A 14,573-nucleotide genomic window follows, 5' to 3' on the forward strand; every position below is an offset into this window, starting at 1 on the left:
CATGAGGCTGACGCAGGTCGCGTCGGGCCGGCATTGCGACGGCCCGACGACATCTGTCCGCTTCAGCCCAAGCTTTTGGCCAACCTCAAGTTTCTCCGGCTTGAGCCGCAGCGAAGAATGCCTCCGGCCCCTCGATCTCGACCAATTTGCGATTCTCGATCAGCCAGAAGCGATTGCCGACCGCCCTGACGAAGCTGCGGTCATGCGAAACCAGCAGGCAGCTCGCCTCATGCGCCATGAGTTCGCCCTCCAGCGCCTCCTGCCCTTCGATGTCGAGATGGTTCGTCGGTTCGTCGAGCAGGTAGAAATTCGGATTGGCCAAGCGCAAGACCAACATGGCGAGCCGCGACTTCTGCCCGCCCGAGAGCGCGCCGATCCGGCTGCTCTGCATGTCGATCGACACACCCGCCCCCGCTAGCAGGCTGCGCGCCGGCTGGTCGCCGACATCGAAGCGCCGGGTGATCACGCCGTGCGGCGTATCGCTATCGGCGAGTTCGGAAAGACTCTGACTGCTATAACCAAGAGCAAGCGACGGCGTGACCTTGATGCGCGCAGCGTCGGTTTCCGCGATCGCGTCCCTGATCAGGCCAATCAGTCGCGACTTGCCGGTCCCGTTGCGGCCCAGCAGCACGATCCGGTCACCCTGGGCGATCGACCGCTTGCCGGTCTTGAACAGCGGCGCCCCATCCGGCGTCTCGACGGAAAGATCGTCGAGGGTCACCAGGACTTTGGCATGCGTGCCGCGATTGGCCAGCCTGATCGCGCCCGATGAGCGCTCCTGATAGCCAGGCCTCGCCGCCTCTTCCAGGCGCTCGGCCCTTTGCCTGAGCTGCTTGGTCTTGACCACGAGGAGGTCGCTGCCGGAATTGATCCCGATATTGTTCAGCTTCGCCGCCTGCCGGCGCAACTGCTGCGCCGCCTTCATCTCGCGCTGGTAGCGACGCTCCTCCGAGGCGTCGACCTCATCCAGCGCGGCGCGCGCCCGCGTATAGGGCAGCGCGAAGACCGGTGAGCTCTCCAGCCTGAGGAACAGCGTGCGATTGGACACCGCGTCGAGGAAGGCGCGATCATGACTGGAGATCACCACGGGCACGTCGCGCGGCAGACCGTTCAGCCATTCCTCGAGTTGGCTGATCCGGGCGAGGTCGAGATGGTTGGTCGGCTCGTCGAGCAGCAGCATGTCGGGATCGGTCACCCAGACGCTGGCCAGCATGGCGAAGCGTTGCCAGCCGCCGCTCAGCTGCGACAGGGGGCGCCGGCGAAGCGCCTCGGGAATTTCGAGCGCCTCCAGCGCAACGTCGACGCGCCAGGATTCCGTCTCGGCCTGCTCCATCGGGAGCGCGCGACGGACGAGGTCATAGAGGGGCAACGCCAGCAGCCCGGCGGGAATTTCCTGCTCGACATGGCCGACGCGAAGTCCGCGCGACCGCGTGATCTCGCCAGTCGTAGGCTCATGGGAACCAGCAAGGCAGCGCAGCAGGGTGGATTTACCCCGGCCATTGGCTGCGACGAGGCCGAGGCGATCTCCCGCCCCGATCGCAAGATTGAGATTGGAAAAGAGCGGCGCACCGAGCGTGACGCCAAGTTTGCGGGCGTTGATCAAAGCCATAATCGTTCTCTGGACTGCGCGAGCCGTTGTCCGGCATCCAGGAAAGGCGCGTTCCACGGCCTTGAGGATGCGGATGCCGGATGCCTGTGCGGCGTCAGCTMGTTGGGTTGGGAGAGGCGCAGTTCACCGGAGCCATGAGGCTCGACGCTGCGCCGCCACGAAGGGCAGACCGGAAGAGAACCGTTGAGCGATCGTCTTTGGGTCAGCCCTGCAAGACAGCTTGCAGGGCCTGAACGGGGCCACGCTGACGATGGTGACGAAAGAACGTAATCACGCAGCCCCCCTTTCTCGAGTGAACGATGGCAACAGCCCTAGCGCCGTTCCAAATCGTTCGCAACTGCGGCTTGCCTCAGGCAGTCTTGCGGAAAACGCGCAGCGTCTTGAACAGGCCGACCTCCTCGACCGGGCGCGACTTCGCCCAATCCGCAATGATCGGCTCGGCCGAGGCATAGGCGAAGGAGCCGGTATAGAACAGGATATAGCCGCCGGCGTCAGTCTGGTCGGTGAAGAGCTGCATCACCTCGAGATCGGTAAGCGCGCCATAGGCATCGTTCTTCTCGCTGCGGAACTCGCAGGAATGGAACAGGGTGACGATATCGAAGCGCGGCAGCAGCTTTGCGTTGCTGGTATAGATGTCACCGAAATAGGCGGAATAGGTCTTGGTGATCGAGGGGTTCTCGGTCGCCAGCTTGACGAAGGCATCATATTCCTTGGGCGAAGCGGTGATGCCCAGCACCGTGCAGTCGAGCTCCGGCTCGGCGCAGCGGATGCCGATATAGTGATGCCCGCCGGTCCCGAAATGATAGATGCGCTTGCCGGTGAGGCTCTGCTCCTCGAGCCATTCGACGAAATGCACGTCACAAGGGCACTGCTCGACCCGCAGGCCCCAATAGACGTCCCAGATGTTCAGCATGCGATCAGCTCCGTTACAGGCAGGTCCGTCATACCTGCGGCATGAGGCAAGGCGGGCTTGGTCGGGCCCGAGGTACAGGGTTTCGCGGCAAGGCTGACCGAAACGACCGTCATGTCAGGCCCCGCTCCACCACACTGGCCCGCAGGGCGGGCGTGCCATCCGGATTGGCCATCCGCGCCACGCCGCCGGCCCGCTTCATCACGAGATGGTGGCTGGCGGCCTCCGCAAAGCCAGGGCTCTGGCCCATCAGCAGGATGATGGCGCCGGGCCGCACGGCTCGCAGCTCGGCGATGAGCTCGAGCGCAGTGTCGGTTTCGAGGGCGCTGGTGGATTCGTCGAGCAGGAGCACGTCAGGCGCTTCGAGTTCGGCGCGGGCCAGCGCCAGGCGCTGCCTGTCGCCCGTCGCCAGGAGCTTGTCCCAGTCGCGATGCTCGTCGAGGCTCGCGGCGAGCGCAGAGAGCCCGTAACGGCGCAAGGCATCGGCAAGCGCATCGCCTGGACGGGTCAACGCCGTATCAAGAATCGTGCGCAGGCTGCCTTCGCTCAGGTGCAGGCTGTGCGGCACGACGGTCACCCGCGCTCCTTCCGGCAGGGAAATCTCGCCTCTGCCCCAAGGCCAGAGACCGGCGAGCGCCTGGATCAGCGCCGATTTGCCGAGCCCGAGTTCGCCCGAAAGATGCAAGGTCGCGCCGGCCGGCAGGGAGAAGCTGAGATCGGCGGCCAGGTTGCGGCCATCGCGATCGGTCAAGGTGACATCCGCGAGACACAGCAGAGTGTCAGGGCTTTGCTTCACGGTCAGATGATCATCCGGCCGGCTCTGTTCGACACGGTCGAGCGCGTCGGCCAGTTCGTTGACGCGCCGCGCGGCGGCCAGCCACTCGGCGATGCGCATGAAATTGTCGAGCACCCAGTTGAAGGCGTTCTGCACGGCGACAAAGGCGGCAGCGACTTGAACGACCCCGCCGAGCGACATCTCGCCGGAGAGATATTTCGGCGCGGCCAGCAGCAACGGAACGACCGGAACGAGCGCGCCGCTGCCATTGGTGATCCAGGTCAGCCTGCCGCGCTGGCGGATCATGGCGAGCCAGCGCTGCGCCAGGCTGTCATAGGTGCGCGCAACGGCGCGACGCTCGCCTGCCTCGGCGCGAGCGAGCGCGATCGGCTCGCCATGATCGCGAATGCGCATCAGGGCGAAGCGCAACTTGGCTTCGCCCTCGTTTCGAGCCGCAACGAGGCGCGGCAGCCGGCGGCCGACAACGGTGATCAGAAGCGAAACCAGCACCGCATAGAGGATTGCCGCCAATACGAGATAGGCCGGGATGGTGATCGCCCCCGAGCCGRCCGGAATCGTCAGCGCGCCCCCGATCTCCCAGAGGATCTCGATAAACATCACGATGGTGATGAAAGCCGACAGCAGACCTATGGCAAAATCGACGAGCGGTTCGGTTGCCMAGCGCACATCGTCGGCGATGCGATATTCGGGATTGGCCGGCTCGTCATTCGAGAGGCTCAGACGGAAGAAGCGTCGCTCTCCAACCCAGCCGTCAGCGAGCTTCGCCGTTACCCATTGCCGCCAGTGCACCTGGAGCGTCTCGCGCGTGACCAGGATGGCGACGCCGATACCGGCGACGATGAGCGCGAGCACCGGAAAGACCGCCATGGCGGTCAGCGCGCTCTCCGTGTCTTTCTTCTCCAGCGCATCGAAGAACCAGCCGTTCCAGCGATTGACGGTGACATTGACGAAGACGCTGAAGATGATCGATGCCGCCAGCGACAGCGTCCAGAACCAGGCCTTGCCACGGGTCGTTCCACGCCAGAAACCGCCGGTCAAGCCGGCAAAGCGCCAGGCGACCTGCCGATCGGAGGGCAGGCTTTCGGCAATGTCAGGCGCTTCGACTGACTTCAGCAAGAACGATGATCCCCCCGGATCGGAACAACACACGTCCACGCCCGGGTTTTCCCGATTGCCGCACACGCCTGCCAGCATGGCGCCTATCCTGCGCTCGATGAACCAAGGCTGAATGATTCTGACCTTGCGGCACCGATGCCACCCCGCAGTTTCGAACTGTTCTATTTATTCAATGAAAACAATACGTTGCACTACAACCCCCTCGCGCCTACTGAATTTCGCCATGTAAGAATCGGTCACGGCGAGGCAACGAGATGGGCGAGATTTCTGCAGGGGACGTAGTTGCGGCAATCGGCCGGAGCGACGAACTCATCATCCAGGAAACGCTGCGGACCAAGGCGACCACGCTCGAACTGCGTCGGGCGCTCGCCTTCGCAAAGGGCCCCGCCAATGCAAGCCCGGCCGCCTATCAGGCGTTGCCGGCGCGGATGCAGCGTCTCGTCGACCTGCTGACTGCTGCGCTCGAGGGATCGGCGCAGCCGCTCGGTCCCGCCCAAGGTGAGAAACCCAACCATCGGCGGGAGGACGCCCACCGTGCCGCTTGAACTGATCCATGACGAGAACACCGAGGCCGCCCGCGCCGCGCTGCGGCAGGTGGTTATGACGGCATTCTGCAACGCCTTGCACGATTCCCAGCTCGCCCCGATGACCGTGATGCGGCTCGCCGCCGAGGCAATCGGCTCGATCTATCGCGAGGTCTCCGATGCCCATCGCCATGAGGACGCTTGTCCATGCGGCTGGCGGCCGAGCCCGGAGCAGGATATCGACGCCCTGCAGGTGGCCCTGGCGCGTCTGGCAAGACCGGCGCCGATCCCCGATCTGAGGCTGGTCGAGGTTGCCGGCCGGGCTTAGATCATCGGTGATCTGAGTCTTCGGGTTTGCATCGGCTTTCCCGAAGGCCGCAATCCACTTTTCGGAACGATGCTTCAAGCGCGGGCACGCGCGAAAGCGCCAACGATCGAGGACGTGAGGACATGAACCAGAGCCAGGCGGCCCTTGCCGCAGCGCCCGGGGATGGCGAGACGCTGCTGCGCCTGCTCGAAACGCGCCGCTCGGTCGGGATGACGATGCTCAGCGAGCCGGGCCCGGATGCTGCAGCGCTGGCCCGCATCCTGACGATCGCCGCCCGCGTGCCCGATCATGGCGTGCTCGAACCCTGGCGCTTCATCGTGCTTGCGGGAGAAGCGCGCAAACGGGCAAGCGAGCGTGTCTCGCGGCTCTATGCCACCGAGAACGCGGCGATGGATGCCGAGAAGCGTGAGAAATTCACCGGGATCATCGGCCGCTCGCTGACCTATGCGCCCCTGATCGTCTTGGTCGTCAGCAAAAGCGACCCCGAGGCGCGCGTCCCGGTCTGGGAGCAGGATCTCTCCGCCGGGGCGGTCTGCATGAACCTGCTCACCGCAGCCCACGCGCTTGGCTTCGGCGCGAACTGGCTCACCGGCTGGGCCGCCTACAGCCCCGGCGTGCACGCCCTGTTCGGGCTTTCGAGCGGCGAGAAGCTCGCGGGCCTCGTCCATATCGGCACGGCGAAGGAAGCGCCGACCGAGCGCCGGCGCCCCGATATCGACGCGATCACCACCGTGTGGACGGGGACGGACTGACCCTGTTCCCGGTGAGTCTGCGTCAGACCAGCGCCGGGCTGGCAGTCGCGCCGATCGTCTGACCGAGATAGCTGCGCTCGAAGGTCTCCATCACCGTCGCCACCATCTTGCGGGCGACATGGAGTTGGTCCTCCTCGAAAGCGATGGCACGCGGCGAGTTCAGGACGATCTCGTAGCTCGGGAAGTAATCGACGAAATCGAAGCGCCGGTAGAGCTCCTCGGCGACGGCGCGCAGCACCGATTTCGAGGCGCTGTTGGCCACGATGACGTCGGCATCCTTGAACGTCGCGCCTAGCGGCACTGGCGAAACGGTGACGATGAAACGCATCTCCGGATGGCAGTGCTCGCGGATCAGCGTGATCGCGCCGAGCATGTCGTTCAAGGTCGCCTCATAGCCGTAGTCGACGAAGCGGAAGCGCTCGGGCATGCGCGAGAGCCAGGTCGGGCCGGGGTGGATATTCATGGCGAGCCCGGTCTCGGAGTCGAGCCAAGTCTCGGTCAGCCCGAGCGTGAAGAAACAGATCCGCGCGTCCCTGATTCGCGAGGTCGCGGCCGTCAGGCGCTTGCGGTTGGCAAGCGCGGTCTGCTGGTCGAGCAATCTCAGGCCGCTGGCGTGCGGATCGAACCACTGGTCAGGGGCAAGCTCGATCAGCCCTTCATTCGGATAGGGTTCGTCGAGCAGGACGCGCTTGAGCTCATGCGTCATGGACCGCACCGAGTACTTGTTGAGCGCGCCGCGACTCAAACTTCCGCGCGCCGCACCACCGCCGCGGCCCGTCGCCTCGTTCCAGCTCTCGAAATGCTCAGCGGGAACGCCATGGCCTTCGAGCAGGAGCGACAGCCCACGCATCATCAGGACGTTCTCGACCTCGCGCGCGAAGCAGGAGCCCATCGTAAAAATCGGCCAGGCCGGATCGATCTGGAACTTCGGCTTATGCTCGACCGAGAGATAGTTGCCGGTCGTCAGTCGCTCCTTGGCCATGCGCTCGGGCTTGCCCGAGATCCAGCCGCGCACCGGATTGCCGCGCATGATCGTGAGCGCGGTGCCCGCGTCGTATTCGATCTTCATGGTCTGCTCCTGCCGCTCCTGGCCGTCGACACCATGCCGCCGACCTCTTTCAGGGTGTTCGGTTCAGGCGCCCCCACAGCTTACGCGCTGCGGGGAAGCTCGCCCTCCCCCTTCAACAATCAGGGTTCAGGACAACGGGTCAGCCTCACATCCGGTGGGGAACGCCGTTCCTGTCGAGGAAGTCACGCATGCGGTCGTAGGAGGCGGCATAGCTCTTCGCGAGCGTGTTGAGCTGCGCTTCCTGATAGACGGCTCGCCACCCGCCTTCGGCGAGGGCGGACTCCGGCACGACAGGGATCTTCAGGGTCTCGGCCAGCTCCTGGCTGCGCGTGTCATAGGCGACGAGAACGCCCGGCACGCCCTGCGCCACCGCCGGCAGCACGCCGTGGACGCGGTAGCCGACCGCAAGATCGAGCCCCTGCGCAAACGCGTCATAGCGCTCGACATCGAAGAAGGTGAAAAGCTGTTTCTCGTAGATCCGGCGCATCGCCGCATCATCGGCGCCGCTCCACCAGCCGGTGTGAACGAACTCGGCCACCGCCTTCTCCATCGCCTTCTCGTCGCGCAGGAAGAAGGCTTTCTCCTCCTGCTCGCCATGCGAGGACATCACCATCTCGCTCTGGCGATCGACCTTGAGAAGCGCGGCCTTCTGGTTGCGCAGATAGGCCTCCGGGTCGGCGGTATAGCTCTTGTCCGCCTCGCGCCTGAGGCTGAAGGCGACCTTGCGGATCTCGCGCTGGTCCGGAACCCGGATGGCGAGATCGCGCTTGCGGGTCCGAAAGATCGAGGGGCAGCCGACCACCTCGACATTGCGAATGCCGTTATGGCGCAGCGTCTCGGCGCTGAAGGCGCCGCGCACGCCAATGGCGGCGCAGCGGTCGGAAACGATCTGCCAGAACCGCTTCGAGGCGTCCGGCAGTTCAATGGCGCGGTTCTGGCTCGCCTGCGCGCCGACGCCGATGGCGTAGACCGGCAGCTTGACCTTCTCCAGCACCTCGACGGCACGGAACCACTCCATCTTTTCATGGATGAAATTCGAGCCGCGGACGAAGACGTAGTCGAACTCGCTGGCATAGCGCTCGATATCGGCCTCTGTCGGATTCATGATCTTCATCGGCTCGAGATGCGCATAGCGCAGCAGCTTGAGCGTCGAGTCGAAGACGATCATGTCGCCGATGTTGAAATAGTCGGAGAGTAGCTTCTCCATCGGTGCCCGGTACCAGCGCACCTTGTCGTGCTCGTAGACCTCTCCGGCCGGGTAGATCACCAGTGCGCGCAGCTTTTTCTCGGTCGCGATCGGGGCGAGGCCCGAGCCGGGCGCGATCTTGCCGCTCTCGGCATCGAGCACCGCAATCTCGCGCGGCCGACCGTCCGCGAGCCTGGGCAGCGGGATGGTGAGCTCGGCGACGACGGCATCGCCGGTTATCACCGCGCCCGGCTGGATCGTCGCATAATCCTGGCCGTCGAGCCGCAGGCGCAGCGCCGGCCAGGCCCCATCGGGACGCCTCGCGACGGAGACGACGATCTCGTTCGTTGTGGCACGCAGAATTTTCAAGGCTGGTCCTTCACGATGTGAATCTTGACGCGGACGAGGTCGCGCTCGGGACCGAGCTTGCAGTCCTTCACCCGCATCCGGGTCATGAACAGGAACGCCTCGTCCCCGGTCGTTTCGAAATTGCGCGAGGTGGAGTCGGGGTCGGCAACCGCGCCATAGGCGTAGCGGGTCGTGTCAGCGCAGTTCTTGCTCCACATCGTCGGATGCACGACGAGCGTCTGCAGCGGCGACCAGCGCAGCAGATCCGCGGACCAGCTATAGGCGACGCGGCCGCCCGCGATCCCCTGGCTGGGGTCGGGACCGAGATGGAGCACCGCCAGATAAAGTCCGCTCGGCTCGTGCTTCGTGACGGAGCCGACCGTGGTCGGCAGTCCCTTGAGCGGCTGGCAGGGCTTCGCCTGCGACAGGTCCTCGCGATAGGGATCGACCGCGCGCACCGTGTAGTCGGTGCCGTCAAAGGCCCGCCACGAGGCGGCATCCTTGATGTCGGTGCTGCGGAACAGGCAGACGCCACCCTTCTGGCCCTCGCCGCCGGTGGTCGCGATCAGCGCATACCAGGCGCCGTCCCGCTCGATGATGTTGGACGGGTTGAAGAAACCGCGATGGCGCCCCTGGCCGACATCCTGGCGGAACGCCGGCGCGGCGACGAGCTGGCGCGGCTCTGCGCTGAAATGGCGCCCGCCATCAGTCGAATGCGCTGCCGTTACGACATTGTACCAGCAGCTCATCCTGTCCTTGAAGTGGCAGGCATTGCCGTAGCGGTCGGCATGGTATTCCGCATGCATCAGCCCGAAGACGTCGCGACCGTCGCTGGTCCATGTCGCGGTCAGCCAGTTCTTGTCGCTGAACTCGCTCGGGTCCGGACTGCTCTTGGCCTCGAAGGAGACCGAACAGGAAATCCCGATCCGGTCGAGGCTGGGGCCGGCCATGGCGCGGTTGCGGTAATTGCTGGCGAAGGCGACCACCGCGCCGTTCTGATTGCGGAAGGCCCGCAATGGCGCGTCTGGAATATGCCATTCCTCGCAGCGCTGGCGCGACCAGGCGTAGACGGTCTCCTCCGTGGCGCCGGGAACGATCTCGACGCGATAGCCGGGAGCCTGCGCAAATGACAGGTGCGGAACGGCGAGCAGCGGCAAGGCCGCCAGCGTGGCCGCAAGGATGGTGCGTTCCACCATCAGGCCACCTTTCGTTCGGCCTCGGGAATGGCGGGGGCGACCGCCGCCCTGACCGCCGGGGCGCGCATCTTGGTGTCGACCTTGTTCTCGACCAGGAAGTCGCGCATCGCGGCGTAGACCTGGGCATAGGTCGTGTTGAAGCGGTCGAACCGCGCCTGATCCCAATGCTCCTCCAGCCTGAAATCCTGGCCGGAGAAAACGTCGAAGCTCGGGATCTGGAAGGTCTCGGCGAACTCGACCGTGCGGCTGTCATAGGTGAAGTAGATCGAGGGCGTGCCGTTGGCGAGCGCCATCAGGTTGCCGTGCAGCCGGTAGCCCAGCACGAGGTCGAGGCTGCGTACGAGATTCTCGTAATCGGCAACCACGTCCGAATAGAACATCCGGCCGCGATAGAGCGCCTCCATCGCCTCATCGAGGTACCAGGAGGTGGCCCACTCGTTTCCGCGCAGCGCCGCCATCGCCTCCTCCTTCTGCTCCGGCGTTCCCAGCGCGAGTTTCTTCTCCTCGATCTCGCCCTGCGCCATCAGCGTCGCCTCGAACCGGCCCGCCAGCGACTTCACGAGGTCGCGGTGGAAGGTGAGGTAGCGCTTGATGTCCTGCGCATAGGTCGGCGAGACCTCGCGCCGCAGCGTGATGCCGACCTTCTTCACGCTGTCGAGCGCAGGCAACTTGATCGCGAGATCCGGCCTGTTGGCGCGGAACGCCGTGGGGCAACCGATGATCCGGACATTCTTGATGCCGATCTCGTTGAGAATCTCGGCCGAATAGGTGCCGCGCACGCCGAGCGAGGCGGTCGAATCCGCCATCAGCCTGAGCACGGTCTTGGTGTCCTCGCTGAGCTCCAGCTTGCCGCTGACCGGCGCCTGCGCGCCAATGCCGAAGGCGATGACCGGTATCTTTAGCCGGCGCAGCACATCGGCCGTCTGGTTCCATTCCATCTCGGCATGGACATAGTTCGAACCGCGCAGGAAGACGTAGTCGTATTCCGCGTTCAACCGGTCGATCAGCGCCATGTCCGGATTGGCGATCKGAAGGACGTCGAGCTTCTCGAAATTCAGCAGCTTCAACGAGGAGTCGAAGACGAAGGCGTCGCCGATATTATGGTAGTGGTTGATATGGCTCGCGAGATCCGCGTGCTGGTACCAGCGCACATTGTCATGGTCGTAGACCTCTCCCGATGGGATCATGACGAGGATGCGGGCCATGGTTCTGTCTCCCCTGGTTTTCGTGTCGGCTTCTTCTGGCATCAGGCGATCATCGGCGTGGCCGCGCGGCTGGCCGGAACCGGCATGCCGCGCTGCTCGATCAGGCGCTGGTAGAGCGCGATATGCTGGGCGGCGCAGTCGATATGGGTGAGCGGACGGGTGATCCCGGCGCGCAGGCGCGACCAGAGATCGGGCTCGCTCAGGGCGCGCGTCATGCAGTCGACCAGATCCTCCGAGCTGCCCGAGCGGAAATGCAGGCCGTTGACCTCGTCGACGATCTTCTCGGCCATGCCACCGATATTGCTCGAAAGGATCGGGCGGCCGTGGAAATAGGCCTCCTGGATCACGATCGGCGAGTTCTCCCACCAGACCGAGGGCATCACCACCCAGTCGACCGAGCGCATCAGGTTCGGCATCTCGTGGTTCTGGAAGGCACCGCAGAAACGCACCCGCCGGCCGGCATTCTCGACGAGTTCGGCGAACTTCTTCTTGTAGGCCTCGGGCTGGCGCTCGAGATTGCCGCCATAGACGAGCAGGATGGAATCCTCACCCCAGACGGCTTCCGGGATGCGGGTGACCGCATCGATCAGCACATCCGCCCCCTTGTAGGGCGTGAGCTGGCCGAAATAGGCGAAGCGCGAACGCCGTGCCGTCTTGTCCGGCAAGGGCCGGGGCGGTGCGACCTCGGCAACGTCGATGCCGTTCTCGATCACCGAGAAGCGATCGGCCGAGAGGCCCCAATCCTGGTAGCGCTCGGCCAGGAAGCGGCTCGGCGAGATGAAATGATCGGCGAGATTGAGCATGCCCCGGATGAAGGTCTCGCGCGCCAGGAAGCGGCCGGGCGCGATATCCGGGAAGCAGGCATTGCAATCGGTCGGCGAGGCCCGGTAGCAGAGCTTGAAAGCGCCGGTCTTCACCATCTGGCCGTGATGATGGCAGATGCTGAGATATTCGTGGAAGGTCACCACGATGAGAGCGTCGGGCAGCGTGTCCCGCACCGCGAACAGGCATTCGAGCCCGAGCCCGATGAAATGGTGGAAATGCACCACATCCGGCTTCAGGTCGCGCAGCACGCGGACGAAATCGCGCTCAATCTCCTCGGTGTTCCGGTTCGAGAGCAGGAAGTGATCGTATTCCTCGGCGTAGTAGAGTAGCTCGCCGCCGCGCTGGCGCAGGCTCATCAGTGCCGTACCGGCGTGACGCGGCGTCGGCGAGCCGACACGGGCAAGGTAATGCGCGTCGAGGCCTTCGCTTGCCTGCAGGCCCTTGTGCAGATTGTAGGAGGCGATTTCGGCGCCGCCGAGAGACAGGGTCGGGTGTCCATGGGACACGACGAGTACGCGCATCATCATCCTCGCATGTTCGAAACGGCCAGCGCCCAGCGACGGTCGAAGCTGGAGCGGTCGGCGAGCTGGGCAAGCGAGACCAGATGCGGCCGCGCCATCTCGCCATCATCGACGACGTAAACCTCGACCTCCGGCACCCAGAGCGAGGGGAAGCCGTTCATCCTGAGCTTCAGGCAGAGATCGAGGCCCTTTTCGGCCGTCGTGAAGTAGTTGCGGGCGAAGCCCCCGGCTTCGATGAAGGCGGCGCGCGACATCACACAGCATTCGGTGGCGCCGGCCGCGACTTCCATCGGACCGAGATTGCCGATCGCCTCCAGGGGATAGCCGACGAAGCGATTGAAGACACGCCGGCTCGGCCCCTCCCCTTCCATCCAGGCGCCGGCCCAGCGGATCGAGTTGTCTTCGAAAAGCAGCGTGGGGCTCGCGACGCATTGTCCGCCACGCGCCTTGAAGGCGCGCTCGAGCCGGCCAAGCCAACCGGGCATGCGGATCTGCGCGGCCCCCGAGAGTAACGCGATGGTCTGGAAGCGGCAGGCGCGCGCGCCGGCCTCCATCGCGTCGCAGGCGTCCTCGACCCCATCGACGAGCGCAAGCCGCACGGCGAGGCCGTAGAAGCGAGCAAGCCGGCGTGCCTCGGCACCGACCCGGTCAAAGCTCTCGCCGGGGACCGCGAGCACGATAGGCACCGGGCGTATCTCGGGGTCGATCGCAAGCAGGGCGAAGAGCGAGGAGAGCTCGCGCTGGCGATGGTCGAGGCCGATCACCAGCCCCAGATTCGCATCAGCCTTGAAGGCGCCGATATCGATGGTCTCGATCACGCGCGGCGGGGCGATCTCGGCGGCCTGCAAGGCGGGAGCGATCTGGCGTTCGACCACTGAGGCTGCGGTCGAGGATTTCGGATCAAGCAGCGCGAAGACGCGTTCGAGCGTGCGCCGCGGCTGGCCGCGCCCGGCCTCCAGGGGCAGGAAGGCAGGGCCGGATCCCTCGATCTCGAACTCGAGATAGAGCGGCTGGCCGGGCTCAGGCGTGAGCTTCGGTGCGAAGACGATGAAGCCGTGGCTGTTGCGCCGGCCGCCGAGCATATGGGCAAAGCGCGGATCGCCTGCAAAGGCATCGGCGACGTCCGGACGCGACACGCGTGTCCAGACGCGGTCGAGCACGCAGGACTGGCTTCCGGAGCGCAGCGTCACCGCGCTGACATGACGGTCCGGATCGAACAGCCAGCCGATGATCAGGGTGCCGGTGCCCTCCACGATGGTCGCGTCGTCGATGCCGGCCCGCACCGGCGCCTCCAGCAATGCGACCGTGTCGCGGCCGTCGAAGCGCTGCGAGGCACGCCGGAGCTTGTCGGACGTCGCCTGCGGCGCGCTGCCGCGCTGCAGCCCGTCGCGCAAATGGCCGGGAACCGTGATCGGTTCGAGCAGGACATGGCGCTCATAGACATCGAGCGCGCGCCAGCCATCCGTGGCGCGGAAGAACAGCCGCTCGATCTCGCTGGGATGGCGGATCTGGCATTCTTCGAGCAGGCCGAAGAAGCCTCGCGCGCCGTCGGCAAGATCGTCGCGCTCGAAGGTTCCTGCCTCCAGAACGGCGAAGGACAGCCCGCCATGGGCGATGAGCAGCTTGGTCCGGCCTGCCGTGAAATCGGAGGTCCAGCCCTGAATGAAAACGCCGTCGTCGATCGGCCCCATGACCTCGACGAAGCCGCCGGGCTTGGCGATTGACTGGAGCAGCATCGAGGCTGCACGCAGGCGGCGCGGATTGGGTTTTCCGGCGAGCAGGATCTCCAGGAGCCCGTCGACAACCATCGGGAAAGCCTGCCCCGAATCCTCGGCAAGGCCGGCAAGGAAGGATTGCAGCGGCAGCGGCTTCGACGCTAGCACGAGGCGCAGCGGCCGGCCGGGGCGACCGAGCAGCAGGGCGCCGGAACCGGAGCGGTCGGTCGCGGGCGCGGGTGCGAGGCAAAGGAAGCCGATGGCTGCCGAGGCTTCGGCCTGCGGCCGGCGCCAGGTCAGCGCCATGGTCTCGGCCTTGTTGCGCGGATTGCCGTCGACGGCGACAGGCACCTTGCCCGGCATCGCGTCGCAGGTGCTCATGATCAGGATGGCGTTCTCGCCGAGCGGCGTCCAGGCGACGGTCGGCGCCGGGCTGATCCGGGTCTGATCGGGGACGATCACTTCACTCATCG

Annotated in this window: 12 protein-coding genes; 3 read left to right on the top strand and 9 right to left on the bottom strand. The window is 65.3% G+C overall.

Going from position 1 to position 14,573, the window contains the following annotated elements; all coding sequences use genetic code 11:
• Positions 1-85 precede the first annotated feature (85 nt).
• From AC1DIO_RS11805 to AC1DIO_RS11815, 3 genes are all read right to left on the bottom strand, one after another.
• Positions 86-1,609, bottom strand: coding sequence for an ABC-F family ATP-binding cassette domain-containing protein (locus AC1DIO_RS11805; protein ID WP_441506371.1), 1,524 nt, complete (start codon positions 1,607-1,609; stop codon positions 86-88).
• 349 nt (positions 1,610-1,958) lie between these two features.
• A complete protein-coding gene (locus tag AC1DIO_RS11810) occupies positions 1,959-2,522 on the bottom strand; it encodes a hypothetical protein (RefSeq protein ID WP_441490773.1) in 564 nt (187 codons plus the stop codon).
• Positions 2,523-2,631: 109 nt separating this feature from the next.
• Entirely contained in the window at positions 2,632-4,431 is a 1,800-nt protein-coding gene (locus tag AC1DIO_RS11815) for an ABC transporter ATP-binding protein/permease (RefSeq protein ID WP_476853431.1), read from the bottom strand.
• A 254-nt stretch (positions 4,432-4,685) separates the two neighbouring features.
• On the opposite strand from AC1DIO_RS11815, the gene AC1DIO_RS11820 reads away from it, so the two are divergent.
• The 3 genes from AC1DIO_RS11820 to AC1DIO_RS11830 all read left to right on the top strand — a co-directional run bounded on the left by AC1DIO_RS11820 (position 4,686) and on the right by AC1DIO_RS11830 (position 6,035).
• The gene (locus AC1DIO_RS11820) at positions 4,686-4,976 is read left to right on the top strand and encodes a hypothetical protein (protein ID WP_441506373.1); all 291 of its coding nucleotides are present in this window, start codon (positions 4,686-4,688) and stop codon (positions 4,974-4,976) included.
• Complete coding sequence (locus AC1DIO_RS11825; RefSeq protein WP_476775023.1) at positions 4,966-5,283, top strand: hypothetical protein; 318 nt, start codon at positions 4,966-4,968, stop codon at positions 5,281-5,283. The genes AC1DIO_RS11820 and AC1DIO_RS11825 overlap by 11 nt, the downstream gene beginning before the upstream one ends.
• A gap of 122 nt (positions 5,284-5,405) precedes the next feature.
• Positions 5,406-6,035, top strand: coding sequence for a nitroreductase family protein (locus AC1DIO_RS11830; protein WP_441506374.1), 630 nt, complete (start codon positions 5,406-5,408; stop codon positions 6,033-6,035).
• 22 nt (positions 6,036-6,057) lie between these two features.
• Here the strand turns inward: AC1DIO_RS11830 and AC1DIO_RS11835 are convergent, their stop codons facing one another.
• The 6 genes from AC1DIO_RS11835 to AC1DIO_RS11860 all read right to left on the bottom strand — a co-directional run bounded on the left by AC1DIO_RS11835 (position 6,058) and on the right by AC1DIO_RS11860 (position 14,571).
• The gene (locus AC1DIO_RS11835) at positions 6,058-7,104 is read right to left on the bottom strand and encodes a GSCFA domain-containing protein (protein ID WP_441506375.1); all 1,047 of its coding nucleotides are present in this window, start codon (positions 7,102-7,104) and stop codon (positions 6,058-6,060) included.
• A gap of 145 nt (positions 7,105-7,249) precedes the next feature.
• On the bottom strand, positions 7,250-8,659 hold the full coding sequence (locus tag AC1DIO_RS11840; protein WP_441506376.1) for a polysaccharide pyruvyl transferase family protein: 1,410 nt from the start codon (positions 8,657-8,659) through the stop codon (positions 7,250-7,252).
• Complete coding sequence (locus AC1DIO_RS11845; protein WP_476853432.1) at positions 8,656-9,834, bottom strand: hypothetical protein; 1,179 nt, start codon at positions 9,832-9,834, stop codon at positions 8,656-8,658. Before AC1DIO_RS11845 ends, AC1DIO_RS11840 begins: the two co-directional genes overlap by 4 nt.
• Positions 9,834-11,039 carry a polysaccharide pyruvyl transferase family protein gene (locus tag AC1DIO_RS11850; RefSeq protein WP_476853433.1) on the bottom strand — a complete coding sequence of 402 codons (1,206 nt, stop codon included), beginning with the start codon at positions 11,037-11,039 and terminating at the stop codon, positions 9,834-9,836. Before AC1DIO_RS11850 ends, AC1DIO_RS11845 begins: the two co-directional genes overlap by 1 nt.
• A gap of 41 nt (positions 11,040-11,080) precedes the next feature.
• Complete coding sequence (locus tag AC1DIO_RS11855; RefSeq protein WP_441506379.1) at positions 11,081-12,385, bottom strand: glycosyltransferase family 4 protein; 1,305 nt, start codon at positions 12,383-12,385, stop codon at positions 11,081-11,083.
• 2 nt (positions 12,386-12,387) lie between these two features.
• Complete coding sequence (locus AC1DIO_RS11860) at positions 12,388-14,571, bottom strand: glycosyltransferase family 2 protein (protein ID WP_441490763.1); 2,184 nt, start codon at positions 14,569-14,571, stop codon at positions 12,388-12,390.
• Positions 14,572-14,573 lie beyond the last annotated feature (2 nt).

Source organism: Allobosea sp. 05T439, from assembly GCF_056396005.1.